This is a genomic window from Scytonema sp. PRP1 (assembly GCF_036697665.2).
Classification (GTDB): domain Bacteria; phylum Cyanobacteriota; class Cyanobacteriia; order Cyanobacteriales; family Nostocaceae; genus Kalymmatonema; species Kalymmatonema gypsitolerans.
On sequence record NZ_JBAHYJ020000066.1, the window covers coordinates 1 to 26475 of the forward strand.

The 26475-nt window shown below is 43.5% G+C and carries 11 protein-coding genes and 3 pseudogenes; 12 read left to right on the top strand and 2 right to left on the bottom strand.

Annotation, left to right across the window (positions count from 1 at the left end; all coding sequences use genetic code 11):
- Both V5G28_RS13245 and V5G28_RS13250 read right to left on the bottom strand, forming a co-directional pair.
- Positions 1-180 (bottom strand): annotated as a pseudogene (locus V5G28_RS13245) (photosystem II q(b) protein); the annotation flags it as partial.
- A gap of 228 nt (positions 181-408) precedes the next feature.
- A complete protein-coding gene (locus V5G28_RS13250) occupies positions 409-759 on the bottom strand; it encodes a histidine triad nucleotide-binding protein (protein ID WP_332987368.1) in 351 nt (116 codons plus the stop codon).
- 66 nt (positions 760-825) lie between these two features.
- On the opposite strand from V5G28_RS13250, the gene V5G28_RS13255 reads away from it, so the two are divergent.
- From V5G28_RS13255 to V5G28_RS13310, 12 genes and pseudogenes are all read left to right on the top strand, one after another.
- On the top strand, positions 826-2358 hold the full coding sequence (locus V5G28_RS13255; RefSeq protein WP_332987369.1) for a YifB family Mg chelatase-like AAA ATPase: 1533 nt from the start codon (positions 826-828) through the stop codon (positions 2356-2358).
- An 88-nt stretch (positions 2359-2446) separates the two neighbouring features.
- Positions 2447-2716, top strand: a pseudogene (locus tag V5G28_RS13260) (IS1 family transposase); the annotation flags it as partial.
- 569 nt (positions 2717-3285) lie between these two features.
- On the top strand, positions 3286-4206 hold the full coding sequence (locus tag V5G28_RS13265) for a DUF3102 domain-containing protein (RefSeq protein ID WP_332987370.1): 921 nt from the start codon (positions 3286-3288) through the stop codon (positions 4204-4206).
- A 598-nt stretch (positions 4207-4804) separates the two neighbouring features.
- Entirely contained in the window at positions 4805-5833 is a 1029-nt protein-coding gene (locus V5G28_RS13270; protein ID WP_332987371.1) for an NAD(P)H-dependent amine dehydrogenase family protein, read from the top strand.
- Positions 5834-7024: 1191 nt separating this feature from the next.
- Positions 7025-9646, top strand: coding sequence for an aminotransferase class III-fold pyridoxal phosphate-dependent enzyme (locus V5G28_RS13275; protein ID WP_332987372.1), 2622 nt, complete (start codon positions 7025-7027; stop codon positions 9644-9646).
- Positions 9647-10760: 1114 nt separating this feature from the next.
- Entirely contained in the window at positions 10761-11060 is a 300-nt protein-coding gene (locus V5G28_RS13280; protein ID WP_332987373.1) for an acyl carrier protein, read from the top strand.
- Positions 11061-11304: 244 nt separating this feature from the next.
- Positions 11305-13122: a fatty acyl-AMP ligase gene (locus V5G28_RS13285; RefSeq protein WP_332987374.1), complete on the top strand. Its 1818-nt coding sequence runs from the start codon at positions 11305-11307 to the stop codon at positions 13120-13122.
- Between the two features lie 52 nt (positions 13123-13174).
- Positions 13175-13933, top strand: a complete 759-nt coding sequence (locus V5G28_RS13290) for a thioesterase II family protein (RefSeq protein WP_332987375.1) — start codon at positions 13175-13177, stop codon at positions 13931-13933.
- A gap of 432 nt (positions 13934-14365) precedes the next feature.
- Positions 14366-14638, top strand: a complete 273-nt coding sequence (gene acpP / locus V5G28_RS13295) for an acyl carrier protein (protein ID WP_332987400.1) — start codon at positions 14366-14368, stop codon at positions 14636-14638.
- Between the two features lie 127 nt (positions 14639-14765).
- A pseudogene (locus V5G28_RS13300) lies at positions 14766-18823 on the top strand (type I polyketide synthase); the annotation flags it as partial.
- Between the two features lie 105 nt (positions 18824-18928).
- Positions 18929-19567, top strand: coding sequence for an acyl carrier protein (locus tag V5G28_RS13305; protein ID WP_332987401.1), 639 nt, complete (start codon positions 18929-18931; stop codon positions 19565-19567).
- A gap of 1 nt (position 19568) precedes the next feature.
- A complete protein-coding gene (locus V5G28_RS13310; protein ID WP_336230540.1) occupies positions 19569-26471 on the top strand; it encodes an SDR family NAD(P)-dependent oxidoreductase in 6903 nt (2300 codons plus the stop codon).
- Positions 26472-26475 lie beyond the last annotated feature (4 nt).

The following is a 26475-nucleotide window of genomic DNA, read 5'->3' on the forward strand; positions in this document are numbered from 1 at the left end:
GATGTCAACGGGAGGTGCTGCTACGAAGGCGATGATGAAGCAGGTGGTTGCTGCAAGCAGGGTGGGGATCATGAGGACGCCGAACCAACCGATGTATAAGCGGTTTTCGGTGCTGGTGATCCACTCGCAGAACCGACCCCATACGTTGGCGCTTTCGCGACGCTGTAAGGTTGTGGTCATGGTTTTATAAGTGCTTTGTTTTTTATGTTCTGTGTAGGTCTTTTTGCCTACCTGTTTATTACATTAAAGGCATTATTGAGATTTGTAAAGATATTTTAATTAAGTATTTCTTATCTAAGCTATTTGATTTGCTTATCAATACCACAGGTTGTTTGTAGAACATGAAGATAGGGTGCGTTACGCTGACGCCCACGCAACCCTACGAGCCTTATGCTGCTTATTTCTTGATCAACCAGGGGGCCATGTCATCTGCCGTCCACCTAGGATATGCAAATGCAAGTGGTAAACGGTTTGACCAGCATCAGGACCAGTGTTGATGACAAGGCGATAGCCGTTTGTGAGTCCAGCTTGTTCGGCAACTCGCTTGACTGTTAATAAAAGATGCCCAAGCAGGGCATCATCCTCAGATTCGGCATCAGCTAGTCTGGGTATGGGTTTTTTAGGAATCACGAGGATGTGAACGGGAGCTTGGGGGTTGACGTCTTTAAATGCCAGCGCTAAATCATCTTCATAGACTATGTCAGCTGGAATTTCCCGACGAATGATTTTGCTGAAAATTGTCTCTGTGGTTTCACTCATGCCAATTTACCTGTTCATCTGCTAGAGATTCTATAGGTTTAGTGTTCTTGATGAAATATTTCGTACATGCTTGCCAGAGTTTGGAGCGCGTCAATTGTCGGCATCGACGCTGTAAAAGTGGGCGTTGAAGTAGATGTGTCGGGAGGTTTGCCGGGAATTGTCGTCTTGGGACTTCCGGATGCAGCAGTTCAGGAAGCACGGGAAAGGGTTAAGGCAACCCTGAAGAATGCTGGTTTTGCCTTTCCTATGCGAAAGATTGTCATAAATTTGACACCTGCCGATTTACGCAAGGAAGGTCCATGTTTTGATTTACCCATTAGCGTGGGAATTTTGGCGGCTTCTGAGCAAGTCAGCGCTCATTTGTTGGGAGATTATCTTTTCTTGGGTGAGGTGTCTCTTGATGGCAGTTTGCGCCCAGTTGTAGGTGTCCTACCTATCGCTGCTACTGCCGAAAAGATGGGAATTGTAGGTTTAGTGGTTCCTGCTGATAACGCACAAGAAGCTGCTGTGGTGCAAGGATTGGCTGTTTATGGTTTCAAAAATTTGTCTGATGTAGCTGATTTTTTGAATCATCCAGAGCGTTACAAGCCTGTGCAGTTGGATAATACTGTAGAGACGCGCCATGATGGGTTTCTACAAACAGCAGATTTGCAGGATGTGAAAGGACAGGCTCATGCTCGTCGTGCCTTAGAAATTGCAGCGGCTGGTGGACATAACTTAATATTTGTAGGACCGCCTGGAAGTGGCAAAACTATGCTGGCACGACGTTTGCCTGGTATTTTACCTGCATTGTCATTCTCAGAAGCTTTGGAAGTCACTCGTATCCACTCGGTCGCTGGGTTATTAAAGAATAGAGGATCATTGGTGCGCGATCGCCCTTTTCGCAGTCCCCACCACTCAGCATCTGGTCCTTCTCTTGTCGGCGGTGGTAGCTTTCCGCGTCCAGGTGAAATTTCTTTATCACATAAAGGTATACTTTTCCTAGATGAGTTAACAGAATTTAAAAGAGATGTTTTAGAATTCCTGCGTCAGCCTTTGGAAGATGGCTACGTGACGATTTCCAGAACGAAACAATCTGTCATGTTTCCTGCTCAATTTACTTTGGTTGCAAGTACCAATCCCTGTGCTTGCGGCTACTACGGAGACACGATAGCGCAATGTACTTGTTCGCCAAGGCAGAGAGAGCAATATTGGGCAAAGCTTTCGGGACCTTTGATGGATAGAATTGATTTGCAAGTTGCAGTGAATCGCCTCAAACCAGAGGAGATTACCCAACAACCTACAGGAGAATCATCAGCAACTGTCAGGGAACGGGTACAACAGGCACGCGCTCGCGCATCATGCAGATTTAAAAATGAACAAAATCTATCTTGCAATGCCCAAATGCAGAGCCGTCATCTTCAAAAATGGTGCAAGCTAGATGATAGCAGTCGCAATTTATTAGAAGGGGCAATTAGAAAATTGGGTTTGTCGGCAAGGGCAAGCGATCGCATTCTTAAGGTGGCACGAACCATTGCAGATTTGGCGGGGGATAATGACCTGAAAACCAACCACGTTGCTGAAGCCATTCAGTACCGCACAATCGATAGAATGCAGTAGTTTTCTCTTGGTGGAGGACTCCTCGCCACGACCAGTTGAGTAATTTTTGGGCGTTGCAGAATAGAAATATGAATTAGAGCGCTCGCTATGCAATTTTTATGTTACACGAGGCTTCGCAGTTTATCCATGTTTTATTGATTCGGGTGATCACCTCGTAAGTAAAACATATATGACACGGGTCGAAGGTGAAAATAGTCGTTTTCAACATTACCTCGCTCGCTTACACCGTAAAACTTTTTGTTACTCTAAGTCCGAAGAAATGCTTAAACTATCCATTCGATTGGTAATACATTATCTCAAATATGGCTCTGTGTCGGTGCGGGCGCTACGCGCCCGCAACGTTGAGGCGATCGCATGATTCATATTTTGATTCAGCAACGCCAAACTAATAATATTTATCAAATAACTGCATAGGTTGATTTCACTTACACTTATTAAGTATAGAAACGGAGGGTAAAGCTTTTGGTCGTCGATCCTTTGGCTGTGTCTACTGCAGTCTTATAACTTTTAGGACTTACGCACTGTACAAAAAGACTGCATTATGAATAACGTGCGCGATGGCACGGAGTGCCCGCCGTAGGCGATCGTCAGGGAAGCATTGTCTGTATCTGCAGATCAATTGCACTGCGGCGGCAAAATTTTTCAGCTATCTACAATCCACGTTCCATCTTCCGCAGATGCATAAGTTGATTTCACTTACATTTATATAAGAAGTAGAAGGAGGGCTTATATCCTCACTAGTTCAAAACCCCGACTTTGTTGAGGTGATTTCTGTCTACTATGGTATAATCCACACAATCAAAATTTTATCAATGCGTAAGTCCTAACTTTATCCAAATCAGGTGGCTTTACTATAAATTCATGACTAACTAAGCTCCAGTTTCCAGAGTGCTTACTATCACAATTGAAAAACGGAGTAAATATCACATGAACCAAAGTGTTTTACCATCTACACAGTTAGAACATGTGTCAACTCAGCAAACTCTAAACTTTGAATATAGTGTTCTAGATGCCGAAACGCGAATCGTTGTTCAACAGCACGCTAACGAAATCAAGGCTTTAATGCGTCGTACTTCTCAAGATATTATCGATATTGGACAGAAGTTAATTGAAGTCAAGCAGCATCTGGGACATGGAAGTTTTATAAATTGGCTCAAATCTGAATTTAATTGGAGTGTATCAACTGCAACAAAATTCATGCAAGTTGGAGAACAGTTCAAATTCGTAAAATTTACGAATTTGAACATCACCGCTTCAGCTCTCTACCTCATCGCTGCTCCCTCTACACCTAAACAGGCTAGAACAGAAGTCCTAAAACGCGCAAGTTTAGGCGAGAACATTAGCTACACTAAGGTCAAGGCAATTGTCTGCGAATATAAGAAAACTGCAAAGTTAAAGCCTGACGAGCTAGCCAGTGTTGAAGTGTCTCCAAATACTACAAAGTGTAATGTTTGCACATCTATAGAAACAACGCGATATGATAAAGCTTTAAATATTACCTCTGCAATGAAGGATTTGACTGGAAAAAAGGCAGGGTCAGAAATGTGTTCACTATTATCGAAAGATCCGCTGCCTTGTACCGCGATTGAAGATAAGGAGATTGCAACTACTGTCAAAAACGTATATAACGAATCCGCACACGTATCAAGCGATACAGTAAATTCTGCTACGATTTCCAACGAGATATTGGATGCAGAGATTAGTGAAATAGCAAGTTGCATCAAAAACTTGACGCCAGAGCAACTGTTTTTGGCCATTAAAAACTCTGCCAACAGTGGATTAAGTGATCTCCATCTAGAAGCTATATTCATAGCATCTCAACAGGCACTCAAGTCTCGTCAAATCTGAGCCTTTTGGCTAACTGCCTTGACCAAGCTGACGACAGTTTCATAAGTCAATTGGGTAATGCAGCTTAAGCCCCGCAGACAACTGCCTTTCACATGAAATTGTACAAGTGTGTGGACTTGGTTTAGCGTTAATCGGCGTTGGTAGTAGATGGTGTCAAAGCTATGTGTGAATGTTTGCTCACATAATTCATACTCTCATTCAGCAACGCCATTTTTCCAGTTATACCAATCCCACTTTTTTTACTGTCAGTAGATCACAAACTTTTGGAAATTGACGGAAAAATGAAGGTTTCAGCCCTCGCAACAAGGAGAATGTGCCTCAAGTTTTGGCTCACCGTTGCGCTTATCTGAATGGATTATTGACTGTTAACCTCACCCAAAAAGGTGACATGATCCCGCCTTAAGTGAACCGTACTGATTTATATTTTTACCCTTTAGACCGTCGATTGATAAGGCAACAAAATTGACTTTATGTTGAGCGCAAGCCGTGATAAAAGGCAGCTGTCAGATTCTTTTGCAAAGCCTTAAAATTAACAACATATCAGCAATCCCGTGTCATAATATTTACGTTTACTTATCAGAAATGATTAGGGTTTGTCATGAAAGAGCATAAGATTAGAGCAATAGTATGGGGTTGTGGTCAGATGGGTCAGATAATCATTAGATACTTGCAGGAGAAGGGCGTTGAACTTGTGGGTGCAATTGATCGCAATGCCTCTCGCGTTGGTAAAGATGCTGGAGAAATCTCGACACTGAAGAGGTTCTTGGGGATACCCATATACCATCCTGATAAGGCGGAGCAGGTGTTTCAGAAAGCGAATGCCAATGTCTGTATAATCTGCACACGCAGCTTGCTAACAGAAATCTACGATTCTCTAGAAATGGCGGCACAACATGGTGTCAATGCTATTACGCTTGGCGAAGAGGCGTTCTACCCTTGGACTACCTCCCGTGACCTTAGTGAAAAATTGGATACTCTCGCAAAAAAGCATAACTGTACAATTACAGGTTCTGGTTATCAAGATGTCTTCGGAGGGCATTTGATTACCAGTGTGGCTGCTGCTTCTCACCGCATTGATCGCATTCAAATTCTTACGCGCTACAACATAGCTCAATATGGCAGCTTTGCGCTTGACCTAAATGGTGTGGGTCTCAGTGTGGATGCTTTCAAGCAAACAATCGCAACCAGTAAAGAACCTTTCGTGAATTGGTATGTCAACGAGTGGTTGTGCTCCCGTTTAGGATGGAGCATTCGCACTCAAAACCAGGAGCTTTTACCTACCACAAATACAGAGATTATCCATGTGACCAGCGCGGGCATTGATATTCCAGTGGGTGATGTGACAGGAATGGAAGCCGTTGTGACCACTGAAACTGAGGAAGGGCCAATCATTGAAAGTCATTTGATGGGAAAGGTCTATACGCATAGTGATATTGACATTTATGAATGTACTCTAATTGGCGAACCGAATACCACGCTCACTATTCGCCAACCCGGTACACCAGAGATTACCTGTGCTAGCCTTGTCAACCGATTGCCACAGTTGATTGATGCACCTCCCGGTTTCCAGACTACAGATAAAATGCCATCGCCCAATTACTGGACTTTACCATTGCATAATTCGTGAAAAGTTAAGGTCGATGCTTATTTGTTAGCAGGCTACTTAATTATGTTCTACATTCCACACCTAGTAATCCGCCACAGAGATTATGACAGGTAGGCAGTTGGATAAAGACTGCTGAGTTTAACTCGTGCATCTTTAGCTGTTGCATTGCAGTGATGCTTTATCCTTTCCGTCAAGTTTACGCCCTTTGATTAATTTGCCACCATCAAATCCATACATATCCTACGAGAGAAAGACTGGAAAAATTAGCCAGTCTTCATGGTTGGTCTGTCAACGAACAGGCTAATCGAGTTGCTAAAAAAGGCTGGCTGTTTTTTTTGTTCCAATCGAGGAAGCCCACCTTCATCTTGATAGCGATGAAGGTTACGGTTCAATACCGTTCAGTTAAGAAGAATTGTAGGTTGGGTAGAGCGCATTAGCGAAACCCAACAAATGCCTTGTACGGTTGGGTTTCGTCCCTCAAACGCCAGTCGCCTGCCTTTGGGTTACCCTCCAAAGGGCGCTGGCTCCCCAACCTACACCCTTTTCTGTTTTTAGCTCTAACTGAACCGTATTGGGTTACGGTTGGGCAATTAACTTACTTTTCACGGTATCTAGAAAACCTCTCTCTAAATCTCTCTCCTTATAGGAGAGAGACGCAAGAATTTTGGGTTTGAAAGTTAGATTTTTTGTGGACTTTTCCACATGACGTGAAAAGTCAGGGCCAATTAAAGGTCTTACTTTTCACGGTATCTAGAAAACCTCTCTCTAAATCTCTCTCCTATAAGGAGAGAGACGCAAGAATTTTGGGTTTGAAAGTTAGATTTTTTGTGGACTTTTCCACATGACGTGACAAGTCAGGGCCAATTAAAAGTGAACGTTTTTGGATTAGTTCCAATTCCCCTGGAAGAACCAAGGTTTCTTTTTATGGAGTCTATGTTTACACCTACGCCAACATCAAACTTTTTCCCTATTTCAAGGATGAGAAAAACTACGGTTTTCAAAGTGAACGTGGTTTTACTACTCAAAGAAAATCAAGTAATTTTGATGGTAGATGTGAGTCATATGACTTTTTTATAAATTACCTCTTCCACTCTAAATTATTTTCTGCTAGAGTATTCAGTAAGAATACCTTTTCCTGACTTCTTGACTACTCACGCTCCAAAAAAAATCTTAGAAGTCATGTAAAAAGTTCAAGTATGGGAGACTTAGACAATGATATTTTTCCGTTTCTTAAGCTTTTTTGTCCTAACTATTGGTTACTCCTTTGGTTATTTGCTGAGTTCAATTGGCAAGAATAAAGAGCAACGTCAGACTCTTCGTGCAAAATGGATTTATAAGTACCTGCTCAGAATGGGACCTTTGTATATCAAAATGGGTCAAATTTTAGCAACTCGCTCCGATCTGATTGACGATGAGCTATCTTTGCAGTTACGCAATCTTCAGGACAATGCTCCCCCTACAAGTGAAAAATATATACGGCAGGTCTTAAAAAAAGAACTTGTCAAACCAACTGAAGAAATTTTTGAAGAATTTTATTTTCAGCCTATTGCTAGTGCATCAATTGCTCAGGTTCACGAAGCAGTTTTAAAGACTGGGCAAAAAGTAGCAGTCAAAATTGTCAAGGAGAATGTTCAGGAGCGACTTGAACAAAATTTGAAGCTAGTTAGGTTCCTCGTATTAGCGATACACCGCCTCAATCCATCTGTTAGATACCTAAACCTTCCTACAAAATTCGAGCAATTGTACGCTTTATTGATTGTTCAAACTGACTTGAAACAAGAAGCAGAAAATCAATTGACTATATACACTAACTTCAAGAATCACCCATATGTACGTATCCCAGCATTAATTCCAGAGCTATGTACCTCTAATATGATAGTGATGGAGTTTATGGAAGGGATTAAAGGAAAGAATGCTCATCAGGTTGAACTACCTCCCTCTCAGCTAGCACGGCGATTACAAGAGACCATTTATTCCATGCTTTACTTTGATGGTCTTTGTCATGGAGACCCTCACCCCGGAAACATATTGTTCAGTAAAGATGGCAAAATAATCCTACTTGACTTCGGGATAACTGTTCAATTAAGCGAAGATGAAAAATGGGGCTTATCTTCATTTTTCTATGCGTGTATCCGTAAAGAGTGGGATATCGCTATTAACCGCTTTACAAAGCACTTTGTAACTGATAAGGGCAATATCCTCAAAGAATGGGCATGTTATCAACAAGATCTTTTGCCTGTCTTGAAGTTCCATCTTGATGTTTCCAATAATCGATGGTCAACCATCTCTTTCTTCAAAGATGTTATTAATGTTCTCAAAAAATATAGTGCACAAGCTACTACGAATTTCACAAAAGTTGACCTGGTTTACTTTTCACTCGAAGGGTTTTTAAATCAACTCGATCCTACTATAGACATTTGGGCTAATGCACGTAAGTTTAATGACAGATTTTCTCCCTATATGAACTTAGAAGTTAAGACAGAGTTCGATAGGTATTTTTCTCAAGCTATTCCTTCTTCACTTGAACTACGTGACCGTGCTGACAACTTTCTTGTTGCCCCTACTCACCTCAATCGGTATTTTTTCCCAAGTACTTATCCCCTCTTCATCAAGAAAGCTGTGGGAAGCAAAATTGAAGACGTTGACGGTAACGTTTATGTAGACCTCGCCTGTGGCTATGGTCCTCATATTCTAGGTTATGCCCATCCTGCTGTTACTACTGCATTAAGTGAAGCGGTGCTCATGGGAAGTGTTAATGCTATTGGTAATTTACCAGAAGTGCAATTAGCAGAAATACTTGTAGATGCCTTCCCAGGTGCAAAGAAAGCCATATTTTCCAACTCTGGTACAGAAGCAGTCCTTCATGCTATAAGGTTGTGCAGAGCTTATCGAAAACGCGATGTAGTGGCTAAGTTTGAGGGGCAGTACCACGGATTTTCTGACCAAGGTATGGTAAGTTCATGGTTTCGTTTTACTGGTCCTAAAGACCGACCGGAGCCTATAGCTGGAACTGAAGGCTGCCATAAAGGCGTTGTTAAAGAGACACTTGTTTTGCAATACGGGCATCCTGCTAGCTTGCAACACCTTCTTGAGGCAAAAGATCAGATTGCAGCTGTGATTTGTGAACCAATGCCTTTATTGCTGGCTATGGAATATAAAACGTTTTTGACGGAGCTTCGGGATCTATGCACAGATTTGAATATTCCCTTGGTTTTTGATGAGGTAGTTACAGGTTTTCGAGTTGCTTACGGAGGAATTCAAAATGTGCTAGGCATTACTCCTGATTTAACTTGTTTAGGTAAAATTATTGGAGGAGGACTTCCATGCGGGGCTATTGTGGGCAGGCAGGAATTGCTGAACATTGCGAAAAGTTCAGGAGATCCATTTATCGACTATGAAAGCAAAGCATTTATTGGTGGAACGATGAGCGGTAACTCTCTGAGCTGTACTGCAGGTTTAGCTGCTTTGACTTATCTTAAAGAGCATCCAGAAATTTACACACGTTTGGAGCAGCAAACAAACTGGTTAGCTCAAGAATTTCTAAAAATTGCTCAGCACCATAATGTTCAATTTAAAATCAAAGCAAATCGGTCCATTTTCTCGATGTCATTCAGTTCTAAAGACATGAATTTTTTACGAGATAAGCAGGCTGGTAGTAACTATAAGGCTAACTTATCTCTAGCCTATTATATGCGTAAGCATGGCGTCTATATGCCGGAATTACATACATTGTTGCTCAATGCTGCTCATACTCAAGAAGACTTAGAAAAGGTTTGTACTGCTTTTAATAACAGTTTGGAAGAAATGGTTAAGGATGGCTTTTTTGTAATGTAGAAAAGCTTGAGGAGCAGTTTTTATTTTCAGTTTGCAAAAGTGCCTGGGGAGCATCTGCGCTTTGTAAATTGACAAGATTGTGGGGTAGGCTTTCCAGCCTACCCCAGATTTAGGACAAGCGAAGTACTGATTGGCCCATTATCAACCCTATTCAGGATTCCGAAACAGAAAAAGTGGTAAAAAGCATAGATACATAATAACTCAGAGCAATATCTATATAAGACAATACGGTTCAGTTAAAGCTAAAAACTCTAAACTAACGTAGGTTGGGGAGCGTAAGCTCCAGGAGGGTAACCCTGCCGCAGGCGACTGGCGTTTGAGGCACGAAACCCAACATCATTAGGCATTTGTTGGGTTTCGCTTACGCTCAACCCAACCTACAATTATTCTTAACTGAACCGTATTGCTATAGAAAATTTAAATATATAAGGAATATAAAAAATATACTAAAATATTTAAAATAATACTAAGAAGCTTGACAGTTTTGATATTAAATACGACTATCCATCAATTGAATATATTTATCTCAATATTTTTTGTATTTTAGCTGATTTGTATGAATATAATTTGCATTAATAATTATTTTAAATAATATATTCTTACAATTTTCAGGTAGAAGATTGTAAGAATATAAAATAAAAATATTTCAATCATTAATATACAAGTGAAATTAATTTTTTGTTTTTTACTTAAACTTTCATGTCATTGATGGCAATTTTGTAGTAAAATAAAAATGAAAAATCAAACACCTACTGATGGGATCATAAGCTGAAAAAGTTACGCATCTAATTTATCGTTCGATTCAATTGAAAGCTGAATAAACATTCAAGACAAGTTTGAAAAAGCAAGAATATAAAATCTTGCTTGTAAGACTTAAGTAGCTCAAAGATTTTTCAACTTGCATAGGTAAGTTTTGCGTGTCTATCGTAAATCACAACTATGTGTGCATAAAGTGTGCAGAAAAACTTTTGCAGGTTCTGTAGTAGCTGGTAGAACTTATCTTCCTGAATTCAGGAACTTACGTGCGCTCTACATGGAGATCATCCAAAAATCAACTAAGAGAATTTGCGCTGCATCGATTTTCCTTAATGTGTAAATAGGAGTATGTCAGAAGATGGAACTTCATCAAAATACCTCTGCAACCTTAGCTAACGATTCTAAAATTTATTCTTTAGAAGAGATTCAGAACTGGTTGAGAACTTATGTAGCTACACAGTTACAGGTTGGCTCAAAGAAAGTGGATATTACTGTTCCATTTGACCGTTATGGATTGGATTCTTCAACCACTGTAGGTATGTTAGCTGACCTAGAAGATTGGTTAGGTTGTCAACTAGCTCCAACGCTAGTTTATGACTATCCAACGATTCAGAGCCTAGCCAAACATCTGTTTTCTGTTTTAGCAACTGCAAAGTAATTGAGGCAAATAAATTCTTTTTGTAACAACTGTAGCAGTCAGCCTATACATGAAGATGCCCAAAAAATTCCCGGAACAATCTTCATTTACCTATTGCCACATTCATTAGAAGACAAACTTGAAGTACATTTGTACACCTTAAGCTGTTCTTAAACACTTTTTAGGAGTAGCGTTTGGCTTTAGTATGTCCGGGTTAGTCGCTGAAACACACCTTATCTTTATCACAAAACAGAACTTCAAACAAATGACTTTTGGTTTCAAATATTCGCTTGAACAATCGCGTGATATGCTGTCTTTGGTAGACATCTTGATCTACAGAGCGCAGCACCAACCTGAGCAGACTGCATATACTTTTTTGGGCGATGGGGATAAAGAAACTGCCCGACTGACATATCAGGAGTTGGACAGGCAAGCCCGAGCGCTCGCTGCATACTTGCAATCTTTAGGCGCTACTAACGAGCGGGCTTTACTGGTGTATCCACCTGGTCTAGAATTTGTCAGTGCTTTCTTTGGGTGTCTCTATGCCGGCGTTATAGCTATTCCAGTAAACCCCCCGCGTCCGAATCGCTCAGTATCAAGACTGCAGGCAATCGTAGTTGATGCATCAGCATCAATTGCGCTCTCCACAGAATCCTTTATAGACACCATAAAACGTCAAATTACCGAAAATCCTAATTTGGCGAAATTAAATTGGGTAGCTACTTGTACAATTGCAGACGAGCGGTCATCGGCTTGGCAAGGCTCAACAGCAAGCAGTGATACCTTAGCATTTCTCCAGTACACCTCTGGCTCTACCGGAAAACCAAAAGGAGTCATGGTCAGCCATAAGAATTTGCTGTCTACTTCAGCAGACATTGACTGTAGATGGGAGCATAACTCAGAGAGTGTTATGGTGACATGGTTGCCGACTTTTCATGACATGGGACTCATCTACGGCGTGCTTCAACCCCTGTATAAAGGGTTTCCAGTCCACATGATGTCACCTCTATCCTTTATAAAGCGTCCGTATTTATGGCTGAAAGCGATGTCACGCGTGCGGGCAACTCACAGTTGTGCTCCCAACTTCGCGTACGACCTCTGCGTACGTAAGGTGGCTCCAGAGCAACGAGCTACTTTAGATCTCAGTAACTGGGGCGTGGCTGTCAATGGATCTGAGCCAGTTAGAGCAGATGTTCTCCGACAGTTTGCTCAAACCTTTGAACCATGCGGTTTTAAAATGACTAGCTTTTGCCCAGGCTATGGCTTGGCTGAAGCAACCCTTAAAGTGACTACTGTACGAAAAGGAGATTTGCCAACATTCTACAAAGTTGACGCAGAAGCATTAGAGCAGAATCAGGTGATTGAGGCAACTGAATCTCAGGAGAAAGCATATACACTTGTTGGATGCGGATATTCTGAGATTGATGCTAAGATTGTAATCGTTAACCCTAAAGAGTTGACCTGTTGTGCACCCTCTGAAGTGGGTGAGATTTGGGTATCAAGCGCAAGTGTAGCTGGTGGCTACTGGAGGTACCCTGAGGAGACAGAGAAGACCTTTCATGCCTACCTTAAAGACACAGGTTCCGGTCCATTCCTACGCACTGGAGATTTAGGTTTCCTCAAAAATGGCGAGCTATTTGTAACGGGGCGCATTAAGGATGTGATTATCATTCGGGGTAGTAATTATTATCCCCAAGATATTGAACTGACGGTTGAACAGAGTCACCCAGCACTGCGAGCTGGTTGTGGAGCAGCTTTTGCAGTTGAGGTTCAGAGTCAAGAGCGGTTAGTCGTCGTTCAGGAAATTGAGCGAAGCTATCTCCATAAGTTGGATGTTGATGAAGTCGTGGGAAATATTTGTCAAGCATTGAAAGCTGAGCATGAGCTGGAGCCTTACGCTACAGTGCTGCTCAAAACTGGCAGCCTTCCCAAAACCTCTAGTGGCAAAATTCAGCGTCAAACCTGCCGAACGCAGTTTTTGGAAAAAACGCTGGATTATGAGCACCTAGTGTTTGGAGGAGGGTTTCTGAAAGAAGAATCATCAAACCGCGAATTATTGATGCAACCTGAGATGAAAATCTAGTTTAGTGCATTATTTCATCTACTAGCTTTGATCTCATCGCCGATATCGAATTATGTCAACTAACCTTTCGTCTTGTAGTTGGGTTACTTGTCCCGAGCCCAATTCTAGAGCAAAGCTGCGCCTTTTTTGCCTTCCTTATGCTGGTGCAAACGCTAGAGTGTTTGGCTCGTGGGCTATGAATTTACCGACAACGGTAGAGGTTTGTCCGATTGAGCTACCTGGACATGGTTCGCGTTGGATGGAAACAGCTTTTACTCAGTTGCAGTCGCTAGTGGAGGCGATCGCTGCTGCTGTTATACCCTACCTAGACAAACCCTTTGCCTGCTTTGGTCATACCATGGGTGCACTTCTCAGCTTTGAGCTGGTTGTTCTCCTGCGGAAGCAGTATGGTATGAATCCGAGGCACCTGTTTATTTCTGGTCGCCGAGCTCCCGAGATTCCCAGTCCGGTTGCTTCCATTCATGCTTTAAATGATAATGCCTTCATTGATGGGTTGCGCCACTATAATGGTATGCCTGAAGCAGTACTACAAAATACCAAATTTATGGAGTTGTTACTGCCTACGCTGAGAGCAGATTTTGCCTTAGTAGAAACTTATGAATATGTTCCTCAGCCACCACTAAACTGTCCCATTACCACCTTCGGTGGTCTGGAAGATTCGACAGTGAATAATGGCTCCCTCAAAGCTTGGAGAAAACATACCCATGCTGCATTTACAACCGAGATGCTTCCTGGCAATCACTTTTTTATCCATTCATCTCAGCAACTGTTGCTACAGTTACTGAGTCGAATTTTGCATACCATCTGTTGAACTGTAAATTGACCGTATCTCAGTCACAATACACAGCTTTCTTATCCGCAGGAACTACGAGCTATCAACTAAATTGAGTTAGACTTCTAGCTTTTTCGTCAATTTTGTATATTTTTTTGTATAAAAAAAACTATGGAAAAGCAAATTCCGCAGACAATCACTACTTGTTCTACAGAAAATAATTCGGTAAAACTACTTAATTACAACAAGACAGAGCAAAGTGCAGATGAAGTACTCATTTGGAGCGATAAAAACCAGTATGTTGAGGATTTACAGTTGGAGATTTGGAATTTCCACACTGTAAGTTATCAGATTTGTAAAAATTGGCTGAAAAATCGTCAAGGCGGTCTCCTTAACAACGAGGATACTCAGCACTACCAGCATATTATTATGGGATTGCAGGAGATAGCTAAGTTAATAGAAGAAATTAAAATGGGGATTCAGTTGGAAAAGTTAAAAAAGCTGAAAGTTTTTGAAAAAGTACGATCTATTGTTGCAGAGAAATTAGAAATAGAGCCAGAAAAAGTCACTCCAGTAGCAAATTTTGCTACTGACTTAGGAGCAGATTCTTTAGACATGGTAGAACTAGTTATGGCTCTGGAAGAAGCCTTTAAAATTGAAATTTCTAATCAAGTTATAGAGCCACTTTTGACGATACAACAGATTATCAATTACATTAGTCAAAAAGTTGATTTTGCTCTTTAATTTTGCTTTTTGACTAACTTGACATTAAACTGAGCTATGCTCATACTCAAGTTAACTTGACAAGCATAGACAAGTACGCCTTTTCCTACTCGTTGAAAATATATAAATTAAATTGTATCAGCTTAGTATGGAACCTGTAGCAATTATTGGCATTGGCTGTCGTTTTCCTGGCGCTAGAGACCCAGAATCTTTCTGGAATTTGTTGAGGGAGGGTCAGGACTTAATCACTGAGGTGCCGTCAGATAGGTGGGATATTGACGCGTTTTATGACTCAGATCCAGCTAAGCCAGTCAAAATGAGTACTCGATGGGGTGGCTTTCTTAAAAATGTAGACAAATTTGATCCCAGTTTTTTGGGATCGCCCCCCGAGAAGCACAACAGATTGATCCCCAGCAAAGACTAGTGTTGGAAGTCGCTTGGGAAGCCCTAGAAAATGCCGGACTGATGTCGGACAAGCTAGCTGGTAGCCAAACTGGGGTGTTCATTGGAATTAGCAACGGTGACTATCATCAGATTCTGTGTCAAGATTTCATTAACTTAAGTGCACACAGTGGCACTGGTATTAGCCGCTCAATTATAGCCAATCGCCTATCCTATGTACTAGACTTGCGTGGACCCAGTTTAGCTATAGATACTGCTTGCTCCGCTTCTTTGGTAGCAGTACATTTGGCTTGTCAGAGTTTACGCAGTAGAGAGTCTCATCTAGCACTAGCTGGAGGCGTAAACCTGATTTTGTCTCCACACCTGAACATTATTTTCTCTAAAGCAAAAATGATGGCATCTGACGGTCGTTGTAAGACCTTTGATGCCAGTGCCGATGGTTACGTGCGGGGGGAAGGCTGTGGTATAGTAGTTCTCAAGCGCCTTTGTGATGCTCTTAGAGATGGAGACAATATTCTGGCGATTATAAAAGGCTCAGCAGTTAATCAAGATGGTCTGAGCAATGGGCTCACGGCACCTAATGGACTTTCTCAACAAGCAGTCATTCGCCAAGCTTTAGAAAACGCTCAGGTGCAACCAGGGCAAATTAGTTATGTTGAGGCTCATGGCACTGGTACTGTTTTGGGAGATCCAATCGAAGTTCAATCTTTAAAAACAGTGCTCATGCAAGAACGCTCAAAAGACCAGCCCTGTTGGATTGGTTCGGTGAAAACCAATATTGGTCATTTGGAAGCAGCTGCTGGCATTGCTAGTTTAATTAAGGTAGTACTGTCTTTGCAACATCGGGAAATCCCACCGCACTTACACCTCAACCAGATGAATCCGTATATTTCTCTGGAAGGAACGCCCTTGTCCATTCCTACTAAATGCCAACCTTGGTCTGCTGGTACGGATTGCCGATTAGCAGGGGTAAGCGCGTTTGGCTTTGGCGGCACCAATTGCCATATTATTCTGGAAGAAGCACCTGTACCTACTGCAGTAGCAAGTGATATTGAACGCCCTCTGCACCTTCTGACCCTGTCAGCAAAAAGTGAAAAGGCACTACAGGAGTTAGCACAAGATTATAAAGATTATTTTCAGTCCCATCCACAAGCCTGTTTGGCTGAAGCTTGCTTTACGGCGAATACAGGGCGATCGCATTTTGCTCACAGACTAGCCGTCGTCGCTGAATTTACTGAGCAGTTACAACAGGTACTGAGTGATTTTGCCAATGGAAAGCCGACTGCTGGGCTAGTAAATGGAATGGCTCAAAGCTGTGATCCCCCCAAAATAGCATTCCTATTTACGGGGCAAGGTTCACAGTATGTGGGCATGGGACACCAACTATACGAAACACAACCCACCTTCCGGCAAACTCTCGACTATTGTGATGAAATTCTGCGACCATATCTGAAATTGCCACTGCTGGAAGTTTTATACCCAGCAGATGGAGAGAATTCTCCCCTGAATGAAACTGTTTACACCCAACCTGCCTTATTTGCTCTCGAGTATGCCCTGTACCAGTTATGGCAATCCTGGGGAATTATCCCACAGGTGGTGATGGGTCATAGTTTGGGGGAATATGTTGCTGCAACTGTCGCAGGAGTATTTAGCTTAGAAGATGGTTTGAAGCTTGTTGCCCAGCGGGCGCTTCTTATGCAAGCCTTGCCTCAAAATGGTGAGATGGTAGCAGTGTTTGCCCCAGAGGTAGAGGTGCAAGCAGCCATTCAACCCCACTTAAAACAGGTTTCGATTGCCGCCATTAACGGTTCAAACAATATAGTAATTTCAGGTCAGCGTCAGGCTGTGCGGCAAGCACTGACCACTCTGGAAAGCCAAGGCCTAAAAACGATAAAGCTTCCAGTGTCTCATGCGTTTCACTCACCGTTGATAGAACCAATGCTGGCGGAGTTTGAGGAAGTTGCTCGACAGGTAAACTACTCTTGCCCACGCATAGATTTGATTTCCAATGTAACAGGGAATTTTGTGAATGCAGAGATAGCGACTGCTGAGTACTGGTTAACTCACCTGCGTCAGCCGGTGCAATTTGCTGTTGGCATGCAGACCCTTGCTCAGCAAGAGTATGAGGTATTTTTAGAAATTGGTCCAAAGCCAACCCTACTAGGAATGGGTCGCCAATGTCTACCAGAAAAAGCGCAAGTGTGGCTTCCGAGTCTGCGCTCTGGCTATAAGGACTGGCAAGCTATGCTCCAAAGTTTGGCGGAACTTTACGTGCATGGTGTGCCAATGAACTGGTCTGGCTTTGACCAAGACTACTCACGTCGTAAAGTTGTGCTGCCGACTTATCCATTTCAACGGCAGCGCTATTGGGTCAAAACAACTGAAGATGAACACCAATTTTCAGTGTCTTGTCAAGAGAATGCCTCAACCTCAATTATTAATCTTTTCAATCAGGGCAATACTAAACAGTTAACTCAGCAGTTAGAAAAAGTAGGAAAACTTTCAGAAGAGGAAATAAAAGTACTACCTAAGCTGTTAGATTTATTAGTTCAGCAGTATGAACAACAGCAAACAGCATCTGTTATTAAAGATTGGCTTTATCAACTAGAGTGGCAACCCAAACCACGTGACTTGAAAACTGTTTTAAAGACTACCAACGACTTGGAATCTCACCATTGGTTGATTTTCGCTAATCCAGATGGGATAGGGCAAGCGTTAGCAAAATCTTTGCAGGAGCAAGGTCAAAGCTGCACTTTGGTCTATGCTGGAGATGCCTATCAAAAGCTGGAAACAGGAATTTTCTGCCTCAACCCTTCTAGTCCAACAGATTTTGAGCAGTTGTTCTGTGAGATTACGAGCAAAAGTGAGTGCTTTTTAAAGGGAATTATCCATCTGTGGAGTCTAGAGGCGACATTTTCGGATGAGTTGACTATCTCTGCCTTAGAACAGGCACAGAAATTAGGATGTGGTAGTGTGCTGCATTTGGTGCAGGGGCTACTCAAGCATTGTCAATCGGTTTTACCTCGATTGTGGTTAGTAACGCGAGGATCTCAGCCAGTTGAGCCAGATACGAGATCAAGAGCGTTAGCTCAAGCTCCCTTGTGGGGATTGGGTAAAGTCGTTGCCCTAGAATACCCCGAACTGTGGGGAGGAATGATTGACTTAGCTCCTGAAACATCGAAAGATGAAGATGAAATAGCAATGATAATAACAGAGATGCAAGACTCTCTTGGTGAAGACCATCTTGCTTTTCGTCGAGGACAGCGATACGTAGCTCGCCTGGTGCAGAGTCAGTTGTCAGTATCCCAGGAAGTGTTGTTTCAATCAGATGCTACCTACTTAATTACTGGAGGTTTAGGATCTTTAGGTCTCAAAGTTGCTGAATGGATGGTCGAGCAGGGTGTCCGGTATTTGGTTTTAACTGGGCGTCATGGAGCTTCTGCTCAAGCCAAGGCATTTGTCACCCGCATGGAGCAAGTCGGAACCAAAGTTTTAGTGATTCAGGCTGATGTATGTAATCAGGGAGATATGGTTAAGGTGCTGGAGGATATAAATTCCTCTATGCCATCTTTGCGAGGGATTATACATGCCGCTGGCCTCGTTGCACAGCAAGCCATAAATGAGATAGATCTCAACAGCTTAGAGTCGGTATTGCGTCCTAAGGTTGTGGGGACTTGGATTTTACATCAACTCACACAGAAAATCAAGTTGGATTTTTTTGTAAGTTTCTCCTCAATAGCTTCAGTATGGGGTTCTAAGGGACAAGCACATTATGCAGCAGCAAATCATTTTCTAGATGTGTTTGCTCATTATCGTCAGGCGCTTGGGATGAAGACTTTAAGTGTGAATTGGGGTCCTTGGACTGGCGGTGGTATGGCGGTACCAGAAGCTCAGACTTGGTTATCTCGGATGGGAGTAAAAGCCTTGCCACCACAGCAAGCGGTTAGTGCCTTAGGTTATCTGCTTGGGGCTAGTTGTATTCAGACAACTGTGGCTGACGTTGATTGGACCTTGTTTAAAGACCTCTATCAAGCAAGGGGACAAAGGTCACTCCTGGAACATATTGCAACACAGCTACAGGAAACTATAAAGCGGCACTCAGATCAAAAGTCGAAGATTTTAGAACGACTGGAGGCAGCAAAACAGAGCGACAAAGAAGGCATTTTGATAACTTACATTCAAGGAGAAGTTGCTCAGGTGCTAGGGTGTGACCCATCCCAGTTAGATCCACAACAAGGTTTTTTCGACATGGGCATGGACTCTTTAATGGCATTTGAACTTAAAAAACGACTCGAAAGCAGTTTCAGTTCTTCTCTTCCTTCCACTTTAACCTTTGAATCGCCGACCATTAAAAAACTATCTAGGTATTTAGCCCAAGAGGTGCTGGGTTGGAAGTTACCGAAAACACCTGATGCAGACCAACTTCAAAGTAAAAACGAGAAAGTTAAAGCTTTGTCTGCAGTAGAAGAACTTACCGACGATGAAGTCGAAGCATCAATAATATCCCAGAAATTAGCAAAGCTGGAATTCTTAGTTAAAGGTAACTAAAATGACGAATTTTTCTGAAAGTACGCACCAAATATCTTCAAAAAGACTGGTTGTTGCCCTAGATAAAGCAGTTGCTCAACTTGAGGCAGTTGAGCGTTCTAAAAGGGAACCCATCGCCATTATTGGCATGAATTGTCGGTTTCCTGGAGGTGCCAATGACTTAGAATCTTTCTGGCAGCTATTAAAGGATGGGGTAGATGCTATCACGGAGATTCCTTCACAGCGCTGGGATATTGATAGTTACTATGACCCCGATCCTGGTACTCTAGGCAAAATGTACATCCGCCACGCTGGACTTTTACAACAGGTAGACGAGTTTGACCCTCTCTTTTTTGGAATCTCCCCTCGAGAAGCAGTGAGCATGGATCCGCAGCAGCGCTTGCTGTTAGAGGTCAGTTGGGAAGCCCTGGAAAATGCTGGAGTAGCACCAAATCAACTTACTGACAGCCAAACTGGTGTTTTCCTTGGAATAGGTCAAAATGATTACGCAAGATTGCAACTAAACTCTGGCGATCATGCACGCATCAACGCTTATGATGGCACAGGAAATGGCTTTTGCTTTGCCTCTGGTCGATTGTCGCATATTCTGGGTTTACGAGGTTCTAATATAGCGGTAGATACAGCTTGTTCCTCTTCTTTAGTAGCAGTGCATCTGGCTTGTCAGAGCTTGCGTGCTGGCGAGTCTAACCTTGCCCTAGCAGCTGGGGTACAACTCATCTTGTCACCTGAAGTTACAATTTTTTTATCTAGAGCGCAAGCTTTATCTCCTGATGGTCGCTGTAAAACCTTCGATGCTGCTGCAGACGGTTACGGGCGAGGCGAAGGATGTGGGGTTATTGTACTAAAACGTCTTTCTGATGCCATTGCTGATGGTGATAACATTCTGGCACTGATTCGAGGTTCAGCAGTTAATCATGATGGACAAAGCAGTGGGCTAACAGTTCCGAATAAAGAAGCACAACAAGCACTCATTAGTCAAGCCCTGGCAAATGCCAAAGTAGAGCCATCTCAGGTGAGTTATGTGGAGGCACATGGTACAGGCACATCTCTAGGAGATCCAATTGAGCTCAGAGCTTTAGCAGCAGCATTAGGTGAAGGGCGATCAAAAGACCAACCTCTGATTGTTGGTTCAGTCAAAACTAACATCGGTCACTTGGAAGCTGCTGCTGGTATAGCGGGTTTGATTAAGGTAGTGTTATCCCTTCAAAACAAAGAGATTCCACCGCATTTACACTTCCAAACTCCTAGTCCCCATATTAACTGGAATAAACTCTCACTAAGGGTGCCTGAATCACGAATGCCCTTACAAGGAAAACCGCGCATTGCTGGGGTGAGTTCCTTTGGCATGAGTGGCACCAATGCACATGTGGTGCTGGAAGAAGCACCACATTTAGAGCCTGTCACACAAGCAGTGGATCGGCCCCTGCATTTGCTGAGCTTATCAGCAAAGACTGAAGAAGCTCTTAAGCAGTTGGCTCTTCGCTACGAGCAATACATAGCTGCTAACCCAGCTTTAGCCATCCAAGATATCTGCTTTAGTGCTGCTACAGGTCGCTCGCACTTTTCGCATCGACTGAGTGTAGTCGCCGAATCAACGAACCAACTCCGGGAAAAACTGGCTGCTTGGAAAGCAGGACAGGACGTCACAGGAATAACGCAAGCAATAGTACCAAATACCCGTCAGCCCAAAATAGCCTTCCTGTTTACTGGTCAAGGGTCGCAATATGTAGGTATGGGACGCCAACTCTATGAAACCCAACCCACCTTCAGACAAACTCTTGACTACTGCGATCGCATTTTGCGTTCTTATCTCGAAAAGCCCCTGCTGGCAGTTCTGTATCCCGAGCCGGGAATGAGTTCGCTACTTGATGAGACCGCTTACACTCAACCAGCTTTATTTGCTATAGAGTATGCGCTTGCCCAGTTATGGAAGTCCTGGGGCATAGAGCCTTCTTCTGTCATGGGTCATAGTGTAGGAGAATATGTCGCCGCAACTATAGCGGGGGTGTTCAGCCTAGAAGATGGTTTGAAACTAATTGCCGAACGGGCGCGTTTGATGCAAGCCTTGCCTGAGGAAGGTGCGATGGTGGCAGTGTTTGCTCCTGTAACGCAGGTGGAAGCAGCTATTGAAATCTACTGCCAAGATGTCTCGATTGCCAGCATTAACGGTCCGGAGAATATAGTGATTTCTGGTAAGCGTCAGGCAGTAGAGTTAGTGGTTACTAACCTGAAAGCAAATGGAGTTGAGACGAGACAGTTGAGGGTTTCTCATGCCTTCCACTCGCCCATGATGGAACCAATGCTTGCGGCTTTTGAGCAGATTGCAGCACAGGTAACTTTTTCATCCCCGAAAATCGACTTCATTTCCAATGTAACTGGTGGGTTAAGCACAACTGAAATCATCACTCCTGAATATTGGTGTCATCATGTACGGCAGCCAGTCAGATTTGCTTCTGGCATGGAAAAACTTGCTGAGCTAGGTTATCAGGTGTTTGTAGAAATCGGACCAAAGCCGACATTGTTAGGAATGGGACGCAACTGTATCGCAAATTCTCAAAATCAGGTGGAGCACTTGTGGTTACCCAGTTTGCACCCAGGACAAGATAACTGGCAACAGCTACTCCAGAGTTTAGGGGAGTTGTACGTCAGAGGATTGCCAGTAGACTGGTCAAGCTTTGAGCGAGATTATCACCGACGCCGCCTGCCACTGCCAACCTACCCCTGGCAACAACAGCGCTACTGGGTGGATACCGCTGACCTTGTCAATCGTAAAACGAGATTACTTTCCACAACCAACAATGGTGCTAGCAGCCTTCACCCCTTACTAGGTCGGCCGCTGGAATTAGCAGGAAATTCGCAGCAGATTTATTTCGAGTCCCAAATCAGCCAAGAAGTACCTGCTTTTTTAGCTGACTACCTTATCTATCATAAAGCTATTCTTCCAGCAGCCGCGTACTTAGAAATGGCTTATTCGGCTGGGGTGAGCGTTTTCAAAACAAATAATTTGGTAGTAGAGGAAGTCCTCATCCAGCAGCCTCTGATTTTGCCAAAAGATTATCTTAAAACCATCCAAGTCATTTTGGCTCAAGAGGGGACTTTAAAGTATTCTTTCCAAATTTTTAGCCTTAATCAGTTGGATGAGGACAACACTAAGTCGTCTTGGACACTTCATGCTACTGGCAAGGTGCTTGTGGCGGAAAAAGACCAACAAATACCTCAAACGAACTTAGTTACTTGGCAAACACGGTGTTCGGAAGAGATTTTGGTTCCACAATACTACCAACAGTGGCGAGACTACTCAATTGACTATGGCTCGAGTTTCCAAGCTTTGAAACAGATTTGGCGATCGCCTCAAGGCAGCCAAAAAGATCAATCTACAGGAGAAGCCCTCGGCGAGGTTCGCTTACCAGAAGCCTTGTTCTTGGAAGCCGGGGACTACCAGTTGCACCCAGTCTTACTAGATGCCTGCTTCCAGGTTGTTGGAGCAACTTTTTCTGATTTGGGCAAGGAAAATATTTATCTACCAGTGAGTGTAAAACGTCTGCAGGTCTACAGTCGTCCTCACCTGTGTTTGTGGAGCTATGCTCAAGTACATCCAGTTAACAGCTCAAATCAGCAGACCCTGAGTGCAGATGTACGCCTGTTTGCACAAGATGGACAGGTGATAGCAGTAGTGGAGGGACTGCAGTTCAAGCGTGCCAATCGTGAAGTCTTGCTGGGAAGCACACAACAGTCCCTGTCTGATTGGCTCTATAAAGTTGAGTGGCGACCCCAGGTGCTTTGGGGTAGGCAATTACCATCCAACTACTTGCCTACTCCCAAACAAATCAGCGATCCCCTAGAGCCGTACTTCACTGAGTTGATGACCCAACCTGATTTAGAAATTTTTTATGGAGAAGTACTCTCACAATTGGAAGATTTAAGCCTTGCTTATGTCGTAAGCGCTTTCCAGCAAATGGGATGGGAGTTTCATCTAGAACAGCGCTTCTCAACAGCAGCGTTCGCCGCACAGTTGGGCGTGGTTAGCCAGTACCAACGCTTGTTGAGCCGCCTGCTGGAGATGCTGACCGAAGCTGGTCTGTTACGCCAAAGCGGTCAAGAGTGGGAAGTCACTCAAGTACCTCCTCTTCAAAACCCCCAAGAGCAAATAAGTACCCTTATAGCCAAATACCCAGTGGCTGTAGCAGAGTTGACTATGCTAGGGCGTTGCGGGTTAAACTTGCCATTGGTACTACGGGGAGAGTGTGACCCGCTACAGTTGTTGTTCCCTGAAGGAGATTTAATCTCTGCTGCTCAGATTTATCAAGATTCACCAAGGGCAAAGGCCATCAACACTTTGGCTCAAAAAGCGGTTTTATCAGCATTGGAGAAATTACCTAAAGGGCGAGGGGTGCGAGTGCTAGAAATTGGAGCCGGTACTGGGGGGACAACCTCTTATATTTTGCCGTACCTAAACCCCGAACAGACAGAATACGTATTTACCGATGTGGGGGCGTTCTTTACGACTCAGGCCCAGAAGAAGTTCCAAGACTATCCTTTTGTACGCTATCAAATTTTAGACATAGAACAAGATCCTTCTTCCCAAGGATTTGAAAATCATCAGTATGATTTGATTGTGGCAGCTAATGTGCTGCACGCAACTGCAGATTTGCGACAAACCTTGCAGCACATACAGCAGTTGTTAGCGCCTGGGGGAATGGTACTCTTAATAGAGATAACCACTCGCTTGCGCTGGGTGGACTTATTCGCTGGGTTAACAGAAGGTTGGTGGAGATTTGCTGACTTGGATTTGCGACCCAAACACCCATTGCTGTCTGTTTCTCAATGGTTAAAACTGTTTCAAGAAGTGGGATTCCAAGATGCTGTTTCCGTTGGGTCTGAGCTAGAAAATCAAGGAATTGTATCTCATGAGTCAGTTATACTAGCACAAGCATCCCAGTTTAAGCAAGAAGAGGTTAATTCTGAGCCAAGAAGCTGGCTAATTTTCGCGGATGAGCGCGGGGTGAGTCAGCAGTTGGTCGCAAACCTACAGTCCAAAGGAGAAGAATGCACCCTTGTCTTCCCTGGGAAGGAGTATGAACAGTTAAGCAAGGGAGAGTACAAGATAGATCCTATGTGCCCAGCCGACTTTAAGCGGGTGTTAAAGGAGGTCTTGAGGACAAATAAGCCTCACTTACAGGGGGTGGTACACTGCTGGAGCTTGGATGCAGTGAAGGCAGAAGAGTTAACTAGTTTGGACTTGGAAGCGGCTTCAAAGCAAGGATGCGGTAGTACCTTGCACTTAATTCAAGCTTTGGCAGAAACAGAATTTACCCAACCTCCTTCTGTTTGGTTAGTAACCCAGGGCGCTGTACCAGTCACAATCTCAGCGTCTCAATCGCCATTTACCAATGACTATGTTCCTGGGTTAGCTCAATCTCCCTTATGGGGAATGGGGAAAGTAATTGCCAAAGAAAACCCAAAACTCAAATGTGTGATGGTGGATTTAGATCCACAGGCGACAGGGGATCGGGCACAAGCTCTCTTTGAAGAAATATGGTCAGAGGCTACGGAAGACCAAATAGCTTTCCGTGGGCAGAGTCGTTATGTTGTTAGGTTAGTGCGTAACCGCCAAACTCAAGACACTACAATTCAATCTGGCAAGATTGTGGGTTCTCAGCACTCAACAGCAACAGACACAAATCCCGATCTCCCTTCGATAGCAGGAGACAGCACCTACTTAATTATCGGTGGTCTGGAGGGCTTAGGTTTGCTTGCGGCTCGCTGGATAGTGGAGAAAGGAGCGCGGCATTTGGTGCTCGTAGAACACACTGAAGCTAGCTCAGTTGTCAGGAGTCAGTCAAGGGAATTCAACCTCTCCGGTGCTGAGGTCATTGTGTTCCAAGCAGATGTGTCTGACGTTGAGCAAGTCGCCCAAATACTGGCAACAATTGAGGAATCTCTTCCACCCTTGCGGGGAATTATTCATTCTGCCAATGTGCTGGACGATGACATTTTACCACAGCAGAACTGGGAACGCTTCAAAAGGGTCATGTCTCCTAAAGTGCAAGGCTCCTGGCATCTGCACACTTTGACTCAGAATTTGCCCTTAGACTTTTTTGTGCTGTTTTCTTCTGTTGCTTCTGTATTGAGTTGTTCAGGTCAAGCCAACTATTCAGCTGCTAATGCTTTTCTGGATGCCTTAGCCTATTATCGTCGAGCTCAGGGGCTAGCTGGATTGAGCATTAACTGGGGAGCGGTGGCTGAGGTAGGAGTCGATGCCAACCGCCAAGCAGGCGAGCGGATGAAGGCACAGGAAATCCCAACTATAGCTCCACAACAAGTCTTAGAAGCGCTGGAACAATTGTTTTCACAGTCTTCTGTCCAGGTTTGTGTAACACCGATCGACTGGTCGCAGTTCAGGGAAAAATCTGCTGCCACACCATTCCTAGCTGAATTCTTGCAAGTATCGCGGCAGCCGTTGGAGCAGCAATTTGAGTTTCTTAAACACTTGGAGACAGCGACTGCGGAGGAGCGCCGTACTTATCTACTAGCTTATGTCCGCTCTCAAGTTGCTAAAGTTTTGGGTTTAAATCCATTACAATCAATAGATTCACAGCAAGGGTTTTTCGACCTTGGAATGGATTCTCTGACTTCTGTGGAGTTGAAAAATCGCCTTCAAGCGGATTTAGGATGCTCCTTGCCTTCAAGTTTAGCCTTTAACTATCCAAACGTGGAAGCTTTGGTGAATTATCTAGACAAGGAAGTACTTGATTGGCAATCACCTGTTATCAATGACACAAACTTACAAAAAGGTGAAGATGAGCGAACTGCAGTTTTAGAAGAAGTAGAACAGCTTTCCGAAGATGAAATTGAAGCATTGCTTGCTCAGGAACTCGCAGGACTAGAAACGCTACTAAGGTAAAATT

Coding starts and splice junctions, on each gene's coding strand:
- V5G28_RS13250 (WP_332987368.1), bottom strand. CDS start 759: ATGAGTGAAACCACAGAGACAATTTTCAGCAAAATCATTCGTCGGGAA.
- V5G28_RS13255 (WP_332987369.1), top strand. CDS start 826: ATGCTTGCCAGAGTTTGGAGCGCGTCAATTGTCGGCATCGACGCTGTA.
- V5G28_RS13265 (WP_332987370.1), top strand. CDS start 3,286: ATGAACCAAAGTGTTTTACCATCTACACAGTTAGAACATGTGTCAACT.
- V5G28_RS13270 (WP_332987371.1), top strand. CDS start 4,805: ATGAAAGAGCATAAGATTAGAGCAATAGTATGGGGTTGTGGTCAGATG.
- V5G28_RS13275 (WP_332987372.1), top strand. CDS start 7,025: ATGATATTTTTCCGTTTCTTAAGCTTTTTTGTCCTAACTATTGGTTAC.
- V5G28_RS13280 (WP_332987373.1), top strand. CDS start 10,761: ATGGAACTTCATCAAAATACCTCTGCAACCTTAGCTAACGATTCTAAA.
- V5G28_RS13285 (WP_332987374.1), top strand. CDS start 11,305: ATGACTTTTGGTTTCAAATATTCGCTTGAACAATCGCGTGATATGCTG.
- V5G28_RS13290 (WP_332987375.1), top strand. CDS start 13,175: ATGTCAACTAACCTTTCGTCTTGTAGTTGGGTTACTTGTCCCGAGCCC.
- acpP (WP_332987400.1), top strand. CDS start 14,366: ATGGGGATTCAGTTGGAAAAGTTAAAAAAGCTGAAAGTTTTTGAAAAA.
- V5G28_RS13305 (WP_332987401.1), top strand. CDS start 18,929: ATGGGAGTAAAAGCCTTGCCACCACAGCAAGCGGTTAGTGCCTTAGGT.
- V5G28_RS13310 (WP_336230540.1), top strand. CDS start 19,569: ATGACGAATTTTTCTGAAAGTACGCACCAAATATCTTCAAAAAGACTG.